This is a genomic window from Paenibacillus sp. AGC31 (assembly GCF_057334655.1).
In genome coordinates this window covers 127,942-150,749 of the sequence record NZ_JBHFJH010000045.1, presented here as the reverse complement: position 1 = coordinate 150,749, position 22,808 = coordinate 127,942, and the positions used below count along the sequence as shown (strand labels likewise).

The following is a 22,808-nucleotide window of genomic DNA, read 5'->3' as shown; positions in this document are numbered from 1 at the left end:
ATCCCATGACGGGATAAGCCCTGATTCTCGCGTGATTATGAAATCCGCTGCCCTTGCCAGCCTCTCTGGACTGAATTAAAGGTACCAGTATTCAATTACATCCTATTATTTTGGAAAAACCTGCAGTTGTCAATGTAATTATTATCCAAAGGTTATTAATTCCTTATACAGCAAGCTGTTTTTGATCACGCATACTCCGATGACAACACACCTGCGGATTGAAAATAAAGCAACGAACAAATAGATACACGCATTGACATTTGTACAAATAAATTCACTGCGTTTTTTTCATTGTAAGCCGCTGAAAAGGCACCTATAATTACGTTGTAATTGATAATGGTTATCAATGAGAAAAAGAGAACTTAGGGGGAAACAATGATGAACAGTACAATTAAGAAACACCTATTCATATGGGGAGCATGCTTCCTTCTTCTATCCGTCCTTGCAGCATGCAGCCGTTCGGAAAGCGCTCCTTCACAAGAAGCTGTGAAGACCAACGAACAAACGACAAAAAGCTATACAACCCAAACAGGCGAAGTGATTGAAATACCCACTCAGCCGCAACGGGTGATCTATCTTGGTTCAACACTTGGAGATCTCCTCGCCATGGATATTCCCGTCGTTGGAGCCAATCTGATTCATGCTTCCGAAAGCTATATTGTAGACCGATTAGAAGGTATTGAGGATGTCGGAAATCCTGGTGATTTGGAGGCAATAACAGCCTTGCAGCCTGACTTGATTTTGAATGGTTATAACCAAGATGCTGACCGAAACACCGCTTTTTCGAAGATTGCGCCTACCATTCCGTTCAACTCGGCGTTACCATTTACGGAACGCGTCCGCGAACTTGGCAACATTTTTGGCAAACAGGATGAGGCAGAGCAATGGATCAGCAGATTTGATACAAAAGCGGAAGCGATGTGGGACAAGCTGAATGTGGCAGAGGGCGAGACAGCGACCATCTTCTTGCAGTTGGGTAAACAGCTCTATGCGATGGGCAATCGTTCATTGGGTGTAGTCTTGTATCAAGAGCACGGATTTGCAATTCCACCAGCAATCCAGCAAAACATTATCGACAAGGAGCTAACATTCGTCGAACTTTCGGAAGAACTAATGCCGGACTATGCAGGAGATCATCTCTTTGTCCTAACGCTGGATAATGACGAAAGTCGAGCTGAATCTGATCGGTTGTTACAGAGCACACTATGGAAAACATTGCCGGCCGTTCAGCAAGGACACGTTTACACAGCATCAGCCGATTGGAATACCGACAACCTGCTGGCACTGGAGCAATTGCTTGATGAACTACCGAAATGGATGAATCAATAATATCGCATAGATAACGTCAAAAATCCTCCAACCCCTTTGGGTTATGGAGGATTTTTGGATTTTGTAAACTTTTACTGCGTGTAATAAGGTCTGTAACGAAACATTCTCTAACGTGTAAAATGTGGTAAACTAGTAATTGAGAATTATTATCACTAGATCGGAGTGCTCCAGAATGCAAATGGCTTCCCTTTACATCCAACTGCAGCAGCATGATCTGCTTCAGCTCACACCACTGCAGGAAACCAATCATCATAATCCATCAACCAAGAGCAAGGCTGCCAATGAATATACATTGCTTATTGCTCTGGATCATGGAATTCGGCTGTTAACAAACAACATCTCCCAAGATCTGAGCCAAGGCAGTTGTATTCTGCTCCCTACTCAGCAATCATACATTGTCAAAACGATAAAAGAGCAAGCGCATATAGCTCGGTTTACCTTTCTTGCTTTTCAAGTGGATCAGTTGACTCTGCTTCCGGCTTGCCCTCCTCTTATTCTGGGCTTTCCTTACAGGCTGTCTCTTTCTACTATAAAATTGGCGTTGACAGGAGAGGACTGGATCTCTCCGCTGCCTTTGCAATCAAACAAGCAAAATCGGTTGCAGGAGAAGAAATTTACGCCTACGCATCATTCAAAATCAGCAGTTACTCAGGTCCGGCTGCAACTGATACTTAGCCTGATGGCTCAGCTAGAAAGCGCTGCTCCGCCAGTGCAAAATGATCAAGCGGTACAGCGTACACTCAGCTATATGGAGCAGCACTACAACGAAGATCTTACCGTAGAGCTTTTGGCCGAAATGGCCGGCATGGTACGATGGCAATATAGCAAATTGTTTAAGGTGATGACTGGCAAGAAGCCGACGGACTACCTGACAGAGATTAGGGTCCAGCACGCTAAAAGACTACTGTCCCGTTCTACCGAGACCTTACGTGAAATATCCCGACAAGTCGGTTTTAAGGATGAGTATTATTTCAGTCGACGCTTTCATCAGCTCACAGGACACCCTCCCCGGGAATACGCCAATATACTAAGACGTACCAGGCAAAGAACGATAACCGATTCCCTCGGCAGGCAGATTTCCCTCCCAGATGCGGCTATACGAATCGTGGCCACAGGTACCAATACCCTTGGTGAGTTGCTTGCTATCGGTATCCGTCCAGTCGGCGCGGGTATAACTACAATGAAATCACAAGTCATATATCGAAACAAACTGCATCAGATCCCGGATATTGGACTGCAAGGCGTACCGGAACAAGTCTCCCTACTGAACCCTGATCTTATACTGTTAGGCAACTATAGTGAGCAGCAGTTACCTCGACTGGATGCCATTGCCCCTACCATCGTTTATCACGAATCAACCAGCACTTTTGAGCGTCTTCGTTATATTGCGGATCTTTTCGGTCGAAGCAGAACGGCTGAACAGTGGATCGACCGCTATGAGGAGAGTGTCAGGAGGATACGGCGACAATTGGCGGATGATTATATTGCAGGAGAACGAGCAACTGTTTATCTGGTGCTGGGCAGAAACATATATGTTATGGGACAGACGGGATTTGCTGCTACCGTGTATGAATCACTTGGCTTTCGACCCACTGAATCCGTAAATCAACTGATCATTAATGGCAGACCTTGGATACAAATCGATCACAATAAAATCACACAATACGCTGGAGACCGAAACTTCGTGATGATACCTCAGGAGGAGATGCATTTAAATATTCCTTCTCCACTCCAAAGTTTGGTTGGCATGTTGGCACCCGGTAATGTATTTGTAGTAGAAGCTGGCTGGAATTACGATGATCCTCTTACGCGTGAGAGGTTACTGACGGTTCTCCCCTCTATTTTTGCTAAGGAAGGACTGGCACCTGTACTAGCAAATGGAAAAAATAAACCGTGAAGCACGGTTTATTTTTTCAAAACATTTTCACCATCTTACGATATGTGTTCAACAACCTCTGGTAATACTCTTTCGTATTCCTTATATAAAACATAACGATTAACACCTCTGGAAGAGTTAAGTGCTTCATGCGCGTGCTGAATAGCGGTATCACGGTTTTCTGCTTTGAGTTCAATACCCGCGAGCAATGTTGATCGCATCCACTGTTTTTTAATGGATTGAAGTCTTTCAAGCGCTACTTCACTTTTCCCGTCTTCCAAGAGTAGAATGGTTTCGTAATATGTACGGTAGTCCGATAAGCCGATATGAGGTACAGCTTGCCGAATGGCAAACATATCCTTGCGATATAATCCGTGAGCTGCCTTGAACTGTGCTTGTGTTGTTCTTCTCTTATATTTCTGCATAATTTGCTCCATAACTAGTTCTACCTCATCATCAAGTCTGTTTGCAAGAACATAAATAATGTATGTCCCAGGTGTATTTTGTTGCTTGGATAAAAAGGACTCTAAACGATCTATACGCTTATCAAATACTAAAGGATAAAAAACATGCTTAATAAACGCGATAAGAATGGTAACGACTACAACCCCCACAATCAGAAATAGAGGATATTCGTTTATTTGCATAAACAAGACAAACATTAATACAACCAAATAAAACCCGAATTCCCACCAAGAGTACCTCATAATGAATCTCCTTCGAATAGAAAAATAACCAGCAAGTCTACATTATATCAAATTTAATCCCCCTTTTTGTATAATATTAGGAAACAAAAATTACAAAGAATATTCTATCCGTCGTAAATTCAAACCTTACATGATTTACTGATACAACAAAAAAAGCCGCTAAATTAGCGACTTTCAATTGAAATATTTGAATTTATTATTGTGCACTTAATAGTTCTTCAAAAGCTTTAATATTCGTGTCAAAATGAGGAACGGTTTTAGTTTCTTCAGCAGATTTGACCAGTTGTACAACTAAATCATTATAAGGTGTCGCAATTCCAGTACCTTCTGCCCTGCTTGAAACAACCCCGTTAATATAATCAATCTCCGTTTTGCGGTTTTTCTCCAGATCTTGAAGCATGCTTGCTTTGAGCAGTCTGGAGGGCTCCATCACGTAACGTAATGTTTTCACCCTTTCAGGGATATCTTCTTTGCTGTTCAGTTCGAGTGAAGCGATGTCGAATCCATTCATTTTAACCAAGGTAACCCCATTGGCGCGAGCAACTTTAATCGTCTCGTCCGCAATATGAGCTGCAATCACAATGCCGGCTTCATGATCGATAATGTCTCCGTATTCCCCATTCAATGCAGCGGACAAACCACTGAATGCATTGTTAATCAACAATTTGGACCATTTGGTTCCAACCAGGTTATCGGAAATATGTGTTCCACCCACAAGATCCAACACCGATTTCACACGTTGAATTCGTTCGGTGATTTCACCATTTAATTCGCCAATCTGAAAAGCATACTGCTTAAATTGAGTGTACTCGGTAGTCAGACTTGATACACCTGGTTCAATGAACGTAGCGCCAAATTCAACGGAGCCTGCAATGACACGTTTTTCACCCACGATGGACGCCACTTTTTCTTCCGGAATCCCGTTCTGCAAGGAACACACCATACTGTCTTCTTTCAAAAATGGAAGTAATTCCTGAAGAATTGAATCGTTATAAAGTTGTTTGGTTAATAGTAAAACGAGGTCATACTGTCCTGATTTTTGATCAGGAGTAATTGCGTTTACTTTGGCCTGAAACTCTGTAGTACCTGTTACTCTAGCACCTGTCTGATTTAAAGCATTTACATGTTCCTGATATGCATCAATTAACTCAACGTCCAGTCCCCCATCCGCAAGGTATGCCCCGACGATGGTTCCCAAAGATCCTGCGCCTACAATTGCAATTCTCATTTTAATTTCCTCCTTATTTTTCTTCCAGATAGTTATATACAGGTTGTGCTGCGTTTAAGGTTAGGTTGGTAAGGATATGAGAAGCGGACACCACTTCCAACACAGGCAGATCTGCAAGAGGTGCAAGCGCATGTTCGAACAGTTGAAGTCGGGCAGGTCCTGTCCAAGCTTCCTTCACTTCGATGTCCGTAATTTGAGTACGGATCAGATCACATATTCTTAAATTCCCGGTATAGTCCGTAGCAATCTTAATCATAAAATTAGGTCGGCATATTTCACGTTTGGCGAACTCCTTATCCATCTCCACATGTTTATAGCCCATCGTTGCCGTGGCTACACGCAGCGTCCCATAATCTAGTGTGCCAACAAGTGTATCTGAATCGGTATACAACTTGGGCGCACCCAGCTTTTTCGGATAGGCGGTGAGCTCTCGACCACTCGCTATCGCGGGGAAATTGTCTACGTACATCGAATGCACATAATCGCCTTCCTCCCCATTGAATTGTACAGGGATAACTTGTCCAGCTTCTGTATAAGCACCCAGTCCAGAAACATCTGGCATCCACATCACTTCGAATTTAACCAGTGGTTCCGTAATTTCGAGAGGTTCTGGTACGGCTGCCCGCAACGCTTTTTCATCAGTTCGGTAAATAATATTCAAGTATTCACGATTCACGAATTTGTACGGTGGCATCGGGTATGCCGGAGCCGTTAGGGGTGTATTCAGATTTTTAGCTATGTTATTCACATCGATTTTCATCAAAGACACCTACCTTATGTTTTGGTTCTATATAAGTTGAACTCAAGATTATTCACACTGACACTACGATGACAGAACAACCTTCCAATCGCTGTTATCCCCAGATTTTTCGATTCCCTTTCTAAAGGGGAAAATCCGGGGATAAAGGCGAACGCTTCGCTTTTTCAGGTTTTTTCTGTCCTCTCCGTTATTGTGTAAATGAGTAGTTCAACTTATATAGTCAGTTTTTTGGTATTTTAAATTTGATCTGTATCTCATAAAAAAATTCTACATCAATATTTAAATTTAATATAATACATAATAAGTACTATATATATTTATCAAAATAAATAAGGAGTGCAGATAAATGGAATTACTTCAACTTAAATACTTTCAGACTGTTGCCTATACTGAACACATCTCCAAGGCAGCTGCGCAATTGAATATCGCTCAACCTTCCCTAAGCTTAACGATTAAAAGACTTGAGGATGAACTGGGTACCCCCTTATTCCATAGGAGAGGACGAAACATTCAATTGAATTCCTCAGGTGAAATTTTATTGAAACATGTGAACAGGATTTTTATTGAAATTGAAAATGCAGAGATGGAGATTAAAGCGGAGGAACAGCAAATATCCAATATAATCCGGATCTCGATTACGAATACCCGATTTCTCACTGGTCTCATTAGTGACTATATCAACGGTTCCCCCGAAACCAAGCTTCATCAGGGTATTGGGACCCGCAGTGAAATTATTACAGGTTTGAAGAAAGGTGACATGCATCTGGGCATTACCGGGCATCCGATTCAGGATGAGGAGATTGAGAGTGTTGTCCTTGTTGAAGAGGATATTGTTCTGGTTGTGCCAACAAATCATCAATACGGCGGAGAGACAAGAATTTCATTAAGTATTGTTGCAAATGAGCCTTTTATTGCCCTTGCAGATAATAAGGAGTACAGCCGATTTACCACCATGCTCTGTGAAAAAGCAGGTTTCCTGCCCAATCATGCATTTGAGGTCGATTCTCATACCCTGCTCGAAATTATCAGGCTTAATCAGGGTGTTGCATTACTTCCGATCTCCGTATGTAGAACACTGGGGTTACACTATGTAAAAATTGCTGATGATTCAGCGATATATCCCATTAGCCTCTCCTGGGTCAAACAAAAATGGTTATCTCCTGCTGTAAGGGAATTTCGTGATTTTATTACTTCGTATTATGAAGACCATGCTGGCTTGTTTAAAGTGGAGTAGGATTTATTTTGAAAATAGTAGAAAGCAAAGACCACCTTAGCCCTTTGAAGGAGCCAACGTGGTCTTTATCATTATCTTAGCTTAGCTATACTGCAATCTGTCCTTGTACCAAACGTCAGGAATCATCTTACGCTCCAATTCCAACAATTCATGGATGATCTTGTCCGCGTCACTGATGGAATTCACGAGCGGGTCGGTGAGCATCGCCCTTCTCAGCTTCTCGTAGCTCTGTTCCAGAACAGCTTCAACCGTAAGCTCATGCGTATCCAGTACAAGTTCTTGCATGCCTCTTATCCCACGCGGCATCTCGCCTACATGGAGTGGCTTCACTCCATCCATATCTACATCGCACAGGAGTTCCAGGAACGAATCGTTATTCATATTGGTTACGGCGCCTTGATTGAGCGTATTGATGAAGAATTTTTTGCCCAAGTTCCCCACCATATTCTCAATGATGTCGGTCGCATGATCCGGTCCAAAGGTGCTCATATAATCGGCAATCGGGATGTTTCCTGTAAGGAAGTCATCGACTTGCTGCCACATTTCATCGTGACGCTCATATCTGTCCTCTGTCTCCCAGATCGATAATGGAGGAATGGTATCCGCAGTTTTGCCAAGACCCTGCCAATACCGCACGTATTCCTTCGTATGCGCCGTACAAGTGGGAATGATTCCGAAAATATCATATAGTTCATAGGTAATCGCATCGTTAAAAAGAGCTTTTGCGCCGCGATCACCGCCGTTATTCTCATCACCTGCCAGCTTGCGCATGGCTTCTGCAATTGTGGGCATCACATTTTTTCCTTCATACTCGGCTTTGAGCAGCCAAGTGAAATGATTAACACCCGCGATACGAAAATCGAATTTCTGGTTGATCTCTTCGGTGAACTGGCTTGTATTTTCAATGATTCCGGCTCGTACAGCATAATAGGCTTTTTTATGCGGCATATGATGACTATCGCACAGCGCAAATGATTTGAGACTGGGTGCATATCGATGTAATGCGATGCCATGAACGGTAGACGGGTTAATATAATTGATCACCCAAGCATCCGGACACAATTCCTCAATGTCTTTAGCACATTCCATAATAACCGGCAGTTCCCGCATCGCACGAAAGATTCCGCCCGGGCCAATCGTATCGCCAGAACACATCCGAATCCCATACTTTAGAGAAACCTGGCAGTCGATGCCCCGATATTTAACCGATTGTTCCGCAAAACTGAGCACAACGAAGTCGGCTCCCTGAAGTACCTGTCTTCGGTCCACTGAACCCTCAATCTTGAGGGATACGTTGTTCTCCTTGGCGACCATTTCCGCTAGTTTCACCATTTTCGAAAGCCGTTCCTCGTCCGTATCCACCAAAGCCAGCGTTCCCTGATTCAAATATGGGGAGTGTACCATCTGCCAGATGGACTGACGACCAAAAAACAGGCTGCCCGCCCCAATAACAACTACCTTTGGATGCTGAGTACTTGTAGCATTCATCAATAACCCCTCCTCATAACGATATAAGTTCATTATAGGTGAGTGGGCTGGAATCGGAATGTGTGATAGTTTTCAAAACATGTCATATCGTACGCTAGTTAACAAGAGATAAATCCTTTGTTATGATAGTGAAATATAAAGGATGTCATAAAGTAGAGAGGATTAGGTTGGATTAGATGCACACAGGAACTGTAAATATGAGTATAATCGACGAACTTTCGGAGTATATCACACTTCGCATGAGCTCTTATTTGGAACAAACACACGACAGTAATTGGACGGAGCACAAGTCTCATTCCGATTATGATCTGTGGTTCATTACAGCTGGCTCCGTCCAGATTACAATCAATGGAATCGAGCATATGGCAGAACCGGGTGACGTGGTGTTTTTTTATCCGGATATGCCCTATATGGCTTCCACGACCGGAGAGTTGTGCCGATTCGTATACATGCATTTTGATTTCAGCATCGCTGAGCAAAAGCGGATTCTCGGCGAGTTTCAACTCCCGGGCATCGTAACTGGCAATCTGATTCAAGAGGAATCAACACTATTCACCTCGTCCTATCGAAGATTCAAGCAGAGTAGCGGCGCTTCCGCCAGTCCACTTTATTTGAAAGCCTCTCTACTTCTTGTCATCGCCAAAATTTTGGAATTACATAGGCAAGGCCTATATCACGGTGAGTTTCTGAAAGACCGAAAACCGAGGAAGATCGAAGGAAGTCTGGAAGTTCTGCAGAATGTCTTCCCCTACGTGGATGCGAATCTGCATCGTGCCATCCGAGTTAACGAGCTTGCAGATATTGCCGGCGTCTCTGAGAAATATTTTATTTCTTTGTTCAAGAAAATTCTGGGTATTACACCGGGACAATACATCAATCAGATCAAAATGAACCGGGCCAGAGACTATCTGTACGAAAAAAAATATACGATTCAGCAAATTGCCGGATTTCTGGGTTATCCCGACCCCTTTACTTTCTCCAAAGCATTCAAAAAATTCTACAACGTGCCCCCTTCCAAATTCGAATAAAATACAGCAGACAAACAAAGAGGCAACCGGTCGATCCGGCTGCCTCCGCACTTGATGAATCCTTGGTTATTCAGGGTTTAGTTTACATACAGGTCCCTTCAGCGTCCCTCGTACTCAAAAGGAGCTTCATTGGAATACATCTCATGGAAAAATCCTTTATACGGTATATCCTCTTCCAGACATTTAATGAGATACAACAGTTCTTCGTTAGCTTCCAGTTCTTCGCCAGCACGCTGCATTTCCTCAAATTGACCTAGAATATTCTCCAAGAGAGTGACTTGAATAAATAAAGGCAGCTTCTCCAGCATCGAATCTTCGATCTTGGTCTCGGAAGTATATCCAGCGAGGGCGGTTTGGAAATAGTCATCCATGAACTGTTTGCGTTTATCCGCATTCGGCTCAAATTGAATCCAGCCGACGCCGTGTGTCCATAGATCTGCCAGATCATACATATACCAACCGAAGCATGAATTATCAAAATCATACACGGTGATCTGACCGGTATCAAAATCAATCGAGTAATTCCCATCGTTATAATCAAAATGGATCATGCCGAATGTTTCCTTATTTGCATCCAAACCTTGTAAGGTATTTAGAAGCTCAACCATCTTCTCCTTAAGCAGAGGAAATGATTCAGGTACCAGGTTATCGATATATTCACCGCTGTAATTGTCAATCAAATGATGCCGGCGATGGACGGGAGTGTACCCTTTCGATAGTTGATGCATCCTGCCCAGAACTTTTCCGCTATTATAATAGTATTCGCTAAGTGGAACCCCTTCACGGTACTGATAATGGTTTTCTACCAGCAACTTCCCCTTGGCTTTTACAAACATACAGACAAAGAACGTATGCTCATCATAAGTGATCTCTTCCAGAAGATGGCCCTTTTTCGAGCTGACTACATTCGAGACACTTGCACCGTGCTCAAACAGATACCTGACATACTCCAGTTCGGCCATGTAATCTGCCCGCTTTCTGTCAGGCAAAAAAGACACCCGTAGAATTAGCGATTTACGCCCCTTTTGCTCGCAAGTGTAAACGACATTACGTCCACCCTCATGAGGCGGAATAAGCTGAATATCGTAACCCACTAGATGAAACAGCTCGGGTACCAGCGTCAGTACATGTGTATTGCTGATGTTAACAGCTTCGTTAAAATTAATAATAATCTCCTCCAGTAAACATTGTTTGGACGGTTTCCCGCACTGAAATGTCCACAAAAGGAATCTCTGTAATGCAAATATCCTTCTGTGAACCTAAAGCACAATCACCTTGTTAGACATTGAATTCACTCCTCTTGTTTGAATATCACAAGTTTACATAATTATCCCTGATTTGACTAGTATAAAATAAAGAACCGCCCATACGGGCGGCGTGTAAGAATTTTGTATAATTAAAGAATCTCTCCATTGGACTCGATAACTTGTTTGTACCAGTAGAAGGAATCCTTGCGGGTTCTTTCTAATGAACCATTGCCGGCATTGTCTTGATCTACATAAATGAAACCATAACGTTTGCCCATTTCAGAAGTGGAGCAGCTAATGATATCGATAGGTCCCCAGCTAGTGAAACCCATCAATTCAACGCCGTCAGCGACAGCTTCTTTCATCTGTTCGATGTGGCTGCGCAAGTAATTGATGCGATAAGGGTCATGCACTGCCCCGTCCTCTTCCGGTGTGTCGATAGCTCCCATCCCGTTCTCAACGATGAAGAGCGGCATCCGGTAACGATCATACAATCGGTTCAGCGCGACGCGAAGACCAATCGGATCGATAGGCCATCCCCATTCAGTAGCTTTCAGATGAGGGTTTTTGATCTGACTTACCAGCATACCTGAGTTGCTGTTGTCATTTGGGTCATATTTTCCGATATACGTCATGTAATAACTGAAAGCAATAAAGTCCACGGTATTGTCCCGGATAATGGCATCATCCTCAGGAGCTTTAACCAGTTCAATGCCATTTTCCTCAAAATATCTTTGCATATAGGATGGGTATTCGCCCCGTGCCTGTACCTCTGGGTAGAACAGGTTCATCTGATCTTCCTTCATCGTCTGCAACACATCTTCCGGTTTACTAGAAGCAGCATACGTTTCCAGACGGCAGATCATGCAGCCAATCTGAGCATTGGGCATCTTCTCTTTACCACTTTTGACAGCCAGTGAGCTTGCTACAAATTGATGATGCGTTGCCTGATAGGCTACCTGCTCCGGTGTACCCTTAATTTTATCTTCCAGAATGCCGCCGCCAGTATACAGACTTGTCAGCATCATATTCATTTCATTGAAGGTAATCCAGTATTTCACTTTGTCTTTGTAACGGTCAAACAGCGTATTGGCAAATTTCAGATACAGATCGATCATCTCGCGGCTTTCCCAGCCGTTGTATTTGCGGGTTAACTCTACGGGCATCTCGTAGTGAGAGATCGTTACGAGCGGCTCAATGCCGTATTTCAAGAGTTCATCGAGCACGTTATCATAGAAGGCAAGACCAGCTTGATTGGGAACTGCTTCTTCTCCTGTCGGGAAGATCCGTGTCCACGCGATCGAAAGACGAAACACTTTGAAACCCATCTCCGCAAACAAGGCAATGTCTTCTTTGTAGCGGTGGTAGAAATCCACGCCGTTCCGTTTCGGGAAATATACGTCTGTGTTACCGCTCAGGTATTCTTCCAATTGAACAGAATCGACGTCGAAGGTGAAATCCTTGCCATTGCGCTCCTCATGAGGAACGAATGGAGCCATGTCTGAGGTAGAGAGTCCTTTGCCGTCTGCGTCATATGCACCTTCGAGCTGATTGGCAGCAGTAGCTCCGCCCCATAAAAATCCTTCGGGAAATGAGTGTTTAATCGTTTTTGTCATATTGTTTCTCTCCTTTTTTGTATGTGGTATTCATGAAGCTGTCAACGAACGGTGAGGAGAAGCAATTCATTCATTGGAATCACCCCCTTCACCTGAACTGGTACTACATCGAGGTAATCCGGCGTATTGGTTACGATGACTGGTGTCACAAGATCAATACCCGCACCCTGAATGCCATCCATATCAAATTCTAGAAGCAAATCACCCTTCTTCACTTCTTGTCCGGCAGCAACCTTCACGTCAAAATATTTCCCTTTGAGCGACACACTGTTTAGTCCAACATGAATGAGAATGTCGATTCCACTGGATGAGGTCAGCATAATCGCATGTTTACTTTTGGCAACCAACGTGACGGTTCCGTCAAAAGGAGCTGTAACACGTCCATCCTGCGGACGAATGGCAATACCTTTCCCGGTCAATTCCTCGGCAAACGTTTGATCCGGAAGCTCTGATAGCGGCACCAATTCACCAATGAGCGGGCTGAAAACCTCCCCTTTCTTTTCCTCAATGGAATGTACTGTTACAGATGTCACCATTTCTTGAGAAAAGGCAGTGGTTGTCTCCTGATCCTGTTTGGTTAATGTTTGTGTTGAGTCGGACATGGCGGAATTGCGTGTATTTGGCTCATCCCATTTGAGCAGCAAAGTCACCACGAAGGAAACGCTAAAGCTGATGCCTATTCCGATTAATGCATACCAGAAGTTGGACATGCCACCATTCGGCCCAATGTATAACGGAAGTGAAAGCAATCCTGGTACAGCAAAACCGAAGCATTTCAGACCCACTGCGGTAATAAAGCCACCCCCTGCTGCTCCACCGATGAGTGAAGCGTAAAATGGTTTTTTCAGCTTCAAGGTGACACCGTACAGTGCGGGTTCAGTAATGCCAAGCAAGGCAGATATACCACTGGATAAAGCAATGGATTTCATTCTTTTATCTTTGGTCTTGAGGAAAACAGCCGTGACTGCACCAGCCTGGCTCATATTGGTTATCAGGTTGATCGGCAGCAAAAGTACGTCATATCCGAGTTTGCTCAGATTCTGCAATGTGCCTGGGAAGAACGCATAATGCATTCCCGTCATAACAATCAGAGGCATGAAGCCGCCAAGAATAATGCCGGTTAACGGACCCGAATGGGCAAAGAGCCAGGAAGTGCCCATTTCCAGATAGATGCCCATGTAATTCCCTAGGGGGCCAATCGCAATTAATAGAATCGGCACCGTGATGACTAGTACAATCATCGAGGTAAAGATGACTTTGACCGGACCGGGAATAAAACGATCCACCCAGCGATGTACATAACTCAGAAGCCACACGCCCAGAATAATGGGAATAACGGACTGGGTGTAATTCACAATGGACACGGGCAGCGAGAGAAAACGGATCGGTTCAAGCTGGTTTGCCAGATACGCATTCAGCATCGTAGGATACAATAACGTTCCTGCAAGCGTCAGGGCGATATATTCATTCACTTTGAACTTGCGGGCAGATGATAGAGCCAGAAGAAAAGGCAAGAAATAAAAGGCCGCGTTTGCGATGGAAGACAGAACTTGATACTCACCACTGTTCTCCTGTATCGCTCCAAGTGTAACGAGCAATGCCAGAATCCCCTTTAACATCCCGGTACCTACGATGGCAGGCAGAATCGGAGTGAAAATGCCGGAGATCGTATCCAAAACAGCATTAATCCCTTTAGAGCGTGGCGCGTCTGTTTCGGGCTTCGATATGCCACTCTGCTTCATCTGATCCTCGATCTGCTCATATACGGCTGCAACCTGGTTGCCAATGACCACCTGAAACTGATCGTTTTGAAACTGTGCGCCGAGCACACCATCGAGTGCTTTGATCTGTTCCAATTGAACTTTGTTTTGCTCTCGAACGTTGAAACGAAGCCGTGTGATGCAATGCCAGGCTTGGGTAATATTCTCTTGTCCTCCTGTTAACTGGATAATTTCTTTGGACAACTCCCGATGATTCATGCTGCTTCCTCCTTTTTTGGCGAAAAAAAAACCAAATGTAATACCGGCCCGCCGCAGATGCGGAGTCGGAAACATTTGGTGGTGCCTGATCGAATCAGTAACACTCCATATTCAATTCATATTGATGATGGTATAACTTCAAACAGGTTGTATGGAGATCAATCCGTAGCGGTACGGGATGTCACTCTCTCGATGTGGATCATGAGATATACCATCTCATCGGGAGTAATCACGAATCCGCGTTGCTGCTCCATCGCCTCCTTTATTTTGAGTGCGCATTGGAAACTGACAGGATATCGCTCCGACAATACATCATATAGAAATTGCTGATCTTTAAACGAGAGCACTTCCCGGTTCAACTGACGAACAATAAAGTATCTCAGATGGGTGATGAACCTGGAAAAATCAGCAGATTCCTGATTCAGTGCCATTCCAAAATGTTCTGTCATGATACCTAAAATGTCATTAATCATCTGTGTAATTTTAATCGTTTGGTTCATACTGCCCGAGTCGAATTGTGAGTTCACGAAATGAAGGGCAATAGAGCTTGATTCACCAGATGGCAATGAGACTTGAAAAGCATCATTGATTTTTCGAACTGCCCATTCTCCGGCACGGTATTCGGCAGGATATAGATGGCGAATGTCCCAATGAAGCGGATTTTGCACATCCACGCCTTTTTTGAAACGATCCAGCGCAAAATGAATATGGTCCGCAAGTGTTAACAGGATCGAGTCATTCAGCTTTTTTCCGATTATCGTCTTGCCTTCTTCAATAATCTGATCCGTAATATCGATGACTTGCAGTGGGATATCACTGAGAAATTGTTCAACTCGCTGATATTTATCATTCGAGCCAATTCGGAACATTTTCTGGATCTGGCTCTGCTCAATCGGCTGTCCCTTTACTTTTTTGAAGCCAACACCCGTTCCGATGACAATGACTTCGTAGCCTTCGGCGTCTTCCGCCAGTGCGATGTTGTTATTTAACGATTTTTTAAACCTCATGATGCAATCACCCCCAGTATGCAAAAAGCACCACCAATGTCCAATTCACAAGTAATAAACAAACTTGTGGAATCCAGACTTTGGTGGTGCCTGATCGAATCAGTGACACTCCTTATATAGCTGTATATTATATCAGCTATGTAATCGTTGTCAATACCATTACTCTGGAATTGTTCTGCAGGTGGTTCATCGTGGAACTTTCCCTCTATAAACTGACATCAAAACGAATAACCTATTCATCTGGAGTCTTGTTTTCCCGAGCATCATAATAGTATCGAATCAGAATATCCTGATCATAGTTGCCAAAACCTTTGCCAAACAGGGTAAGTCCGCCTCGGCCAGCTACTCCCTCTTCTGGCTTCAATCCAAAGGTCCAATAGGTGGATGCACCAAGATTCAGGTCTTGAACACGCACGTCCGAGATGCGCTGACCATCCATAAACGTGCCTTCCCCGTTAATACGCAGCATTTTCAATACACCATACTGGTTGACGTCCAATTTCCACCATAGTGGTGTATGTTTACCTTTCCGATCCCCGAAATCGCCAGGGCTTGTCCAAATCCCGAGGTCATTGCCGTTAAGGGTAAAGCGAATATCAGACGGCCAGTTTTCGTTCACCTTTGGCGCTTCCGAGCTTAGTTCAAGGGAAATTTCAATCTCCCGAAGATGCTGTTCTTTATTCAGATAATTGGGAATCTTATATTCAAGAAAACCTCGTGCCATCCAAAGGATTCCCGCGTTCACCCGATCCGGGTCCATAAAGCAGGCAGGTGTGTCGTACTGTCCAATCATCTGCGTAGTTGTCGCAATCCCGCAGGTCGGCGATGCTTCGTAATCTGTATATTGACCTACCGGTATGGATATTTCATGGTAAGGAGCGTCAACAGGTTCTGGTGACAGGTTAATAGTCATGAACTCTCGTACGATAAAACAGTACTTATAGGTTCCGCCGTTCTCCCGTTTCATTCGGCTGCCGACAATTCCGGCTTTTTGCAGCTTGCTGACATGTGTACTTACAATAGCTTTGCTCAGAAAAAGCTCTTGGGCAAGCGCATTGATATGCATTTCTCTGTTTTGTAGCAGCAGGCGCACAATGTTTAAACGGGCTTCACTTCCCAGTGCCTCGTAAATTAGCAATGAAGCTGCATCTGTCCCAAGCATCATGATGTTCACTTCCTTTTTGAGTAAAATCGATCTATTTCAATCTCAGAATTCGTTATTTAGCGAACTCATCAAAATGAACTTGCTCAATATATAAGCATTATGATACATATTAGATAACAAATCAATGAATTGATTTTGCTTTTAAGCGAATTCAATATCGCTGTTACTTCTTTCAAGAATATGAATTCATCCAATGGAGGTACTTACCATGCTTACATCCAAAATGCTTATCGATAAAGACTTTCAGATTGCTGAAGTAGATCCGCGTGTCTATGGTTCATTTATAGAACATCTGGGACGGGCCGTATACGGCGGTATTTATGATCCAGGTCATCCTACTGCAGATGCTCAAGGGTTCCGTCAGGATGCCATTGAAGCGATTAAAGCTTTGAACGTACCCGTCGTTCGTTACCCTGGTGGCAATTTCGTATCCGGTTACAACTGGGAAGACGGTGTGGGCCCGGTAGCGGAGCGCAAACGCAGACTTGAACTCGCTTGGTGGACGATTGAAACGAATGCAGTTGGAACAAACGAATTTGCAGATTGGGCCAAACTCGTTGGAACCGAAGTGATGATGGCTGTAAATCTGGGTACTCGCGGTATTGATGCGGCCAGAAACCTGATCGAATACTGCAACCACCCATCTGGCACATACTGGAGTGATCTGCGTATCTCTCACGGTTACAAGGACCCGCATAAATTCAAAACCTGGTGTCTAGGCAACGAAATGGACGGCCCTTGGCAGATTGGTGCAATGACTGCATATGAATATGGGCGTATTGCCAATGAGACGGCTAAAGCGATGAAATGGGTAGACCCGGATATCGAGCTTGTGGCTTGCGGCAGTTCCAGCCGTGACATGAGTACATTTGCAGATTGGGAAGCAACCGTGCTGGATCTCACCTATGAAAATGTGGACTACTTATCCCTGCATCAGTATTACAACAACAATAAAGAGAACACGTATGACTTCCTGGCGACATCGCTGGATCTGGATCAATTTATTGATAGTGTGGCTTCAATCTGTGATTTTGTACAAGCCAAGAAACGCAGCAAAAAGAAATTAATGCTGTCTCTGGATGAATGGAATGTCTGGAAATCCATCGGCACAAGCCGTATGGAAGAACGTTGGCAGATTGCGCCTCCAGAGTTTGAAGATGTGTATACACATGAAGATGCACTAGCTGTGGGTTGTTATCTGATTACCATACTTAAACACGCCGACCGTGTAAAAATGGCTTGCCTTGCTCAGTTGATTAACACCATTGCACCAATCATGACGGAAAATAACGGAGCGATCTGGTTCCAGACGACCTATTTCCCGTTCATGCATGCATCCAACTTCGGTCGTGGTACGGTGTTGCGATCCATCACAACTTCACCTAAATATGATTCCAAAGACTTTACAGATGTGCCTTATCTCGAAGCAATCAGTGTGCATGATGAAGAAAACGGCACGATCACGATCTTTGCGGTGAACAGACATCTGGATGAGAAGTTGGAACTGAATGTGGATCTGCGCTCCTTCGGAGAAACGACATTTGTGGAACATATCGTATTGGAGAACAACGACTTGAAAGCCACCAATACCAAAGAAAACCCACGTAACGTTGTTCCTCACAACGGCGGATATACAACGGTTGATCAAGGTAAAGTGCAAGCAGTCTTGAACAAAGCATCATGGAACGTCATTCGTCTGAAAACCAAACAGGCTTAAAGGCTTAATAACAGCGGAATAGAATCGGTTTCCACTCTGCAACAACAGCAATGCTTTTCGCACCGCGTGCAGCTCCCAGCGCGCGGTGCTTTTTGCTGTATGACAATGGTCGGTCGAACTACATGGTATCAAATTTAGATGTTAGACGAGTATTTGAAACCTCAGTTTTCATTCCTCGCAACGAAGGAATTTAACGAACACAGGAGAAGTTATGATGCAGAATCAGCCCCTTTTCACCTACATTTTGCAGCAAATAGGGTGTGTCTTGTTCGTTAGAATTTTAACGGCTTGATATTGACCCGAATAAGGTTTCTGAAGTTCGTTAGCGCTGAGCAAGCATACTATATTGAGCTGGTTCGAACCTCATATACAGCATAAGCAAATAAGCCACCCTCCGTTTGGCTTACGGAGAGCAGCTTGCAATTAAGCATCTAGCGGAGAAGATAAGGAACAGACCAGATCAGAAAGAAATCAGATCACCCAACATACTAGCAATACTTCCTTCCCAAATGAAAAGAAGGTTGTATTCTATTTCACGATTTTCATTTCAAGTATTATCCTTGTTGTGCTTCCTCTTCACCTTCGGTTTCAGCCTGAGCTGCCTGGCTTGCTGGAGTCATCAGCCCTTGAACTGCCCCCATAAATGGCTGAATCTGCTTAATCATGCCATACCCCATTTTGACCACAGGTGTAAACCGCTGGATCATGCCAAACAACCGCATACCACCGCCTAACATACCTCCAATTGAGCCTGCACCGCCAACTCCGCCGAAGCCACCTAACAACGAGCCTAGCATAGGCATGAAAGAGGATACCTGAGCTGACCGAGACGATGAACGAGACATCGACCGTGATCGCACCTGCGACTTACAAGTGCTGTTCACCCGTTTACGGTTCCGAGAGGAGGCTGTTTTTCTCTTCACCCCTGCTTTAGGTTTGGTTTTGCGAGCACTGCCTTCAGATGAGGTTGCTGTGATTGCAGCCTGAGTAAGCTTTCCGCCCCCGGTAAGCACTACGCCTTCGCTGTTAACGCCAGAGATGTACCCGACGTACGTTTCACCATTATGAAGAGTCACGCAGACTGGGCGATCCTTGAGCCGTTTCACCCGGACGTGTATTTCATTGGTCTTAGCCATGGAATTCACCTCACTTGACTTGATCTACTTCAGTCTACGCAATGGGTGGACGACTTGCCTGTGCGATAGTACATCCGTGTGCCGAAATTGAAAAATGACCAGCGCTTCATTGGATAAAGTAAAATCGTTTGGGGGTCTAGCTCTTCCGGTAAGCAACCTTGTGAAAAGCATTGATATAACGAAACAGTGCCTCACCATCATCAGGCACATGCGCGCTTCTATCCAGTGGCAGCATCATTGCCTGATATGGTTCTGGCACCATTCTATATTGATGGATATAGGAGGTCAGGATGAACCCGTTGCGTTGCCAGAACTGAATGCGTTCCTGATGAGCCCCCGTTGTCCCGGACTCCGCCTCGATAAGTATCCCTTTGATCTTATGTTCCCTTAACGCCCAGGCTCTGAGCTGCTCCAGCATCCAGGTTCCTATGCCCAATCCGCGCAGCTTCTGATCAACTGCGAGGTAGTCAATGATCAGAATGCAGTCCACAGCCTTCCCCTCTAGTCCAGTAACAGCCATCGCAACCACTTTTCCCTGATGCACACCCGTGTGTAAATAACCAACCCCTCGGTCCAGCATACTGCGCAGAATCACTTTTGTCTTCGCACCGCTTTGAAAGGCCTCATGATAGATCCGCTCCATCCGTGCCCACATTGCTTCATCCCACTCCTCTATAGTAGTAAACTCTAATTCCAGCATCTCGTTCACCTCCAGAACTTTATTATACCTTCTAATACGAATCGATATAAAATCGGTGCTCAACCTGTTCTCTTTATAACGCCAATTTGGTCAGGAATTGTTCAATCTCGTCCATATACTCAGCGGTGGTAATACTTCTTGGAGCAAACAGGAATCTCAGCCCCATTCTCCATTCCGAGCCTGCAATGGATGTAGGAAGCATCGAATGCTCTGTGTTTTGGAAAATCTTCTCGTGAAGCAAATACGACGGCTTGACTTCCTGACGATATGCACGCTCGGTATCCTTGATATCGACATTGACGTCATCTTCTCCAAGCAATAGCAGGACTGGTGTTTTGAAATTGTGCAAATCCTCCGTTGCATCCACTGTGAAGTTTTTACTCACAAAGTTCCAACGATCCTTATTCATCTGCTCCTCACCTTGACGTGCAAGCCTAATGTATTCCTCATAAGAACCATGACGTTTCAACACATCATTGATCTTGTTATTGTAATCCACCTGTGCTTGTATCTCAGCCGCCGAAAATCCATCCTTGGCCATTTGACTCCTTGTGTTGTATTCCCCCTGTCTCAGCCAATTGATCGCTGGAGAAACGAGAATACTAAATGCAAGATTTTCCTTGCCTGCAAGCTTGGGAATGACCCACCCCGCCTGACTTGCTCCCCATACACCAATTTTGGAACCATCAATCATCGGCTGCTCTTTCGCCCAAGCGATAGCGTGCTCGGCTTCAACTACCCGATCATCGATGCTTTGATTCAGCCAGTTGCCTTCGGAACCACCTATGCCGCGTTTGTCCAGCGACAACGAAGCGTATCCTAAGGAAGCAAGGCGCTCCCACAATGGCTTATATCCATCACTATGTGCCGAATCAATCGGACCATCACCATGGATGAAAAGCACGAGTCCCAGCTTGCCTGATTCGTTCTCAGGCAGAGACAGTGTACCTGTCAGTTTGCCTTGTGGGGTTTGAATTTCGATGTGTTGTTCGACTATACTGTAGTCCTGTTGCACAATAATGTACGTTCCTGTACCAACAATTAATAAAATGAAGACGACTAGTGAAATCCAGATTCCTTTACGTTGAAGCATGATATTCTCCTTTGCGGGTCATATAATTCCATTGTTGTTCACCGAGAAGCATGCCGGTCATCCAGCTTTTTGTACTGTTTTGTGTGTGAAACTGCAAACGTTCGTACATCTGAATGGCTTTCAGGTTGTAACTTGCCACATGCAGACTGAGATACGACATCTGCGGGGATTGCAGCATGTATTGCTGCGCCCAAGCGAGTAATTGTCTGCCGATTCCCTTGCGCTGATGTTGTGGATGCACAACGATATCCTCGATGTAACATTCCTGCGTCACAGGTTCGTGTTTCAGCAAATGAATTCCGGTTAACAGTAGGAGGCGTCTCCAAGCGCTGATGTGATTGCAAGCGTCCCACACCTGGGAACCCTTCACCTTTCCAGAGCTCTGTTCATGAGAGCCGGGTTTCCACTTCAACGACATCGTGCCCACAATGACATCGTCTTCTCGTGCGACCACGCGCAGATTTCCAGTATCTCGGAGAACATGATGCAGCATCTGCTCAAAGGCTGTAGCCAGATCTGACAAGGACATTGCAGTGGATCTCTGGAATTTATGTCCAAATCCATAAGCCATCAGTTCGCTGGCTATTTTGTAACGATCAGGCTGGAGGTGTTCAATCTGAACGAGATGTGTCATAAGGAAACCTCCTGTTCTGTTATAATCTGTGACAGTAATTCATAATGAAGCTTGTCGGGTGTGAACAACGATAAATACGATTTTTCCACCATGAGAAGCGGCCCCTGACAGACATACCCCACCTCTTCGGCGTTAGCATAAAAATGCTGAATGTGAGCAGTCAGTTGTTCTTCATTTTCCACATATAGATGACAGGACAGGTACGTACCCGCTGGCAGCATCAGATGATGCATCCCTTCCTGAGTGGGAGTGTACATGCCTACGATGCCGGACGAATCGTAGACATAATGGAGATCTGCTTCAAACAGATTGGTGATCTTGCCTTTGTGCTGTACAAGTGTCTGCGCATTCAGAGTGGCAGTAGCCTCCATCTCAAACCAAAGCGATAGCGGCGTGGCTTCGCGCTGAATGATGTTATATGCTGTCTCCATCGGATCGGCAAGATGTACTTTTTCCTCCAATAACTTCTCCATAAAATGCTTGGTCTCCTGAAGTTTCTTAATCTCGGCTTCGGTATCGATCAGTGCCTGATGAAAGAGTCGTGTGATCTCTTCGGGAGTCAGACGTGTAAGACATTCTTTGATCACTTGAACGGACAGCCCCATCTTACGCAGCAATAAAATATGGGCAAGCCTGTACACTTCATCTATGCCATACATCCGGTACTGATTATCACCTGTGTAAGCCGGATGCAACACTCCCTTTTCCTCAAAATAACGAATTTGATGTACCGATACGTGCATCAGCTTGGCCAATTCGCTAATTGTAATTTCAGCATTCACTGTCATCTCCACCTTCGCTGTTCTTCGTGTACATAGCATAAACCTTAGGTCAGACCCAAGGTCAAGCCTCGTTTTCAATTCA

Annotated in this window: 19 protein-coding genes; 5 read left to right on the top strand and 14 right to left on the bottom strand. The window is 44.5% G+C overall.

Annotated elements, in window-relative coordinates; genetic code table 11:
• The first annotated feature begins 375 nt into the window (after nt 1-375).
• Both ACE04G_RS26735 and ACE04G_RS26730 read left to right on the top strand, forming a co-directional pair.
• Complete coding sequence (locus tag ACE04G_RS26735; protein ID WP_339185203.1) at nt 376-1,329, top strand: ABC transporter substrate-binding protein; 954 nt, start codon at nt 376-378, stop codon at nt 1,327-1,329.
• A 172-nt stretch (nt 1,330-1,501) separates the two neighbouring features.
• A complete protein-coding gene (locus ACE04G_RS26730) occupies nt 1,502-3,226 on the top strand; it encodes a helix-turn-helix domain-containing protein (RefSeq protein ID WP_449004776.1) in 1,725 nt (574 codons plus the stop codon).
• 35 nt (nt 3,227-3,261) lie between these two features.
• Here ACE04G_RS26730 and ACE04G_RS26725 read toward each other — a convergent pair whose 3' ends face one another.
• The 3 genes from ACE04G_RS26725 to ACE04G_RS26715 form a co-directional block, all read right to left on the bottom strand.
• Nucleotides 3,262-3,912 carry a hypothetical protein gene (locus ACE04G_RS26725; RefSeq protein WP_221821161.1) on the bottom strand — a complete coding sequence of 217 codons (651 nt, stop codon included), beginning with the start codon at nt 3,910-3,912 and terminating at the stop codon, nt 3,262-3,264.
• 196 nt (nt 3,913-4,108) lie between these two features.
• Nucleotides 4,109-5,140, bottom strand: a complete 1,032-nt coding sequence (locus tag ACE04G_RS26720; protein WP_449004774.1) for a ketopantoate reductase family protein — start codon at nt 5,138-5,140, stop codon at nt 4,109-4,111.
• Between the two features lie 13 nt (nt 5,141-5,153).
• Nucleotides 5,154-5,900, bottom strand: coding sequence for an acetoacetate decarboxylase (locus ACE04G_RS26715; protein ID WP_082704226.1), 747 nt, complete (start codon nt 5,898-5,900; stop codon nt 5,154-5,156).
• 346 nt (nt 5,901-6,246) lie between these two features.
• Here ACE04G_RS26715 and ACE04G_RS26710 point away from each other — a divergent pair, with 346 nt between their 5' ends.
• The gene (locus ACE04G_RS26710; protein WP_405132364.1) at nt 6,247-7,134 is read left to right on the top strand and encodes a LysR family transcriptional regulator; all 888 of its coding nucleotides are present in this window, start codon (nt 6,247-6,249) and stop codon (nt 7,132-7,134) included.
• Between the two features lie 81 nt (nt 7,135-7,215).
• On the opposite strand, the gene ACE04G_RS26705 is transcribed toward ACE04G_RS26710, so the two are convergent.
• Complete coding sequence (locus ACE04G_RS26705) at nt 7,216-8,622, bottom strand: family 4 glycosyl hydrolase (protein WP_449004773.1); 1,407 nt, start codon at nt 8,620-8,622, stop codon at nt 7,216-7,218.
• A gap of 176 nt (nt 8,623-8,798) precedes the next feature.
• Here ACE04G_RS26705 and ACE04G_RS26700 point away from each other — a divergent pair, with 176 nt between their 5' ends.
• Nucleotides 8,799-9,650, top strand: coding sequence for an AraC family transcriptional regulator (locus tag ACE04G_RS26700; RefSeq protein ID WP_449004772.1), 852 nt, complete (start codon nt 8,799-8,801; stop codon nt 9,648-9,650).
• A gap of 98 nt (nt 9,651-9,748) precedes the next feature.
• Here the strand turns inward: ACE04G_RS26700 and ACE04G_RS26695 are convergent, their stop codons facing one another.
• The 5 genes from ACE04G_RS26695 to ACE04G_RS26675 form a co-directional block, all read right to left on the bottom strand.
• The gene (locus ACE04G_RS26695) at nt 9,749-10,873 is read right to left on the bottom strand and encodes a phosphotransferase enzyme family protein (RefSeq protein ID WP_449004771.1); all 1,125 of its coding nucleotides are present in this window, start codon (nt 10,871-10,873) and stop codon (nt 9,749-9,751) included.
• A 173-nt stretch (nt 10,874-11,046) separates the two neighbouring features.
• A complete protein-coding gene (locus ACE04G_RS26690; protein ID WP_339185195.1) occupies nt 11,047-12,513 on the bottom strand; it encodes a glycoside hydrolase family 1 protein in 1,467 nt (488 codons plus the stop codon).
• A gap of 41 nt (nt 12,514-12,554) precedes the next feature.
• Nucleotides 12,555-14,492, bottom strand: coding sequence for a beta-glucoside-specific PTS transporter subunit IIABC (locus tag ACE04G_RS26685; protein WP_449004770.1), 1,938 nt, complete (start codon nt 14,490-14,492; stop codon nt 12,555-12,557).
• A gap of 158 nt (nt 14,493-14,650) precedes the next feature.
• On the bottom strand, nt 14,651-15,499 hold the full coding sequence (gene licT, locus ACE04G_RS26680) for a BglG family transcription antiterminator LicT (protein ID WP_336757865.1): 849 nt from the start codon (nt 15,497-15,499) through the stop codon (nt 14,651-14,653).
• 232 nt (nt 15,500-15,731) lie between these two features.
• A complete protein-coding gene (locus ACE04G_RS26675; RefSeq protein WP_336757864.1) occupies nt 15,732-16,664 on the bottom strand; it encodes an ArsR/SmtB family transcription factor in 933 nt (310 codons plus the stop codon).
• 208 nt (nt 16,665-16,872) lie between these two features.
• Here ACE04G_RS26675 and arfA point away from each other — a divergent pair, with 208 nt between their 5' ends.
• Entirely contained in the window at nt 16,873-18,381 is a 1,509-nt protein-coding gene (arfA, locus tag ACE04G_RS26670) for an arabinosylfuranosidase ArfA (RefSeq protein ID WP_336757863.1), read from the top strand.
• Between the two features lie 554 nt (nt 18,382-18,935).
• Here the strand turns inward: arfA and ACE04G_RS26665 are convergent.
• From ACE04G_RS26665 to ACE04G_RS26645, 5 genes are all read right to left on the bottom strand, one after another.
• Nucleotides 18,936-19,517 (bottom strand): hypothetical protein, encoded by a 582-nt coding sequence (locus tag ACE04G_RS26665; RefSeq protein ID WP_449004769.1) that lies wholly within the window; start codon nt 19,515-19,517, stop codon nt 18,936-18,938.
• A 136-nt stretch (nt 19,518-19,653) separates the two neighbouring features.
• Complete coding sequence (locus ACE04G_RS26660; RefSeq protein ID WP_449004768.1) at nt 19,654-20,217, bottom strand: GNAT family N-acetyltransferase; 564 nt, start codon at nt 20,215-20,217, stop codon at nt 19,654-19,656.
• 73 nt (nt 20,218-20,290) lie between these two features.
• Nucleotides 20,291-21,310 carry an alpha/beta hydrolase family protein gene (locus ACE04G_RS26655; protein ID WP_449004767.1) on the bottom strand — a complete coding sequence of 340 codons (1,020 nt, stop codon included), beginning with the start codon at nt 21,308-21,310 and terminating at the stop codon, nt 20,291-20,293.
• Nucleotides 21,297-21,944, bottom strand: a complete 648-nt coding sequence (locus ACE04G_RS26650) for a GNAT family N-acetyltransferase (protein WP_449004766.1) — start codon at nt 21,942-21,944, stop codon at nt 21,297-21,299. Before ACE04G_RS26650 ends, ACE04G_RS26655 begins: the two co-directional genes overlap by 14 nt.
• Nucleotides 21,941-22,726, bottom strand: coding sequence for a helix-turn-helix domain-containing protein (locus ACE04G_RS26645; RefSeq protein WP_449004765.1), 786 nt, complete (start codon nt 22,724-22,726; stop codon nt 21,941-21,943). The genes ACE04G_RS26650 and ACE04G_RS26645 overlap by 4 nt, the downstream gene beginning before the upstream one ends.
• Nucleotides 22,727-22,808: the final 82 nt, after the last annotated feature.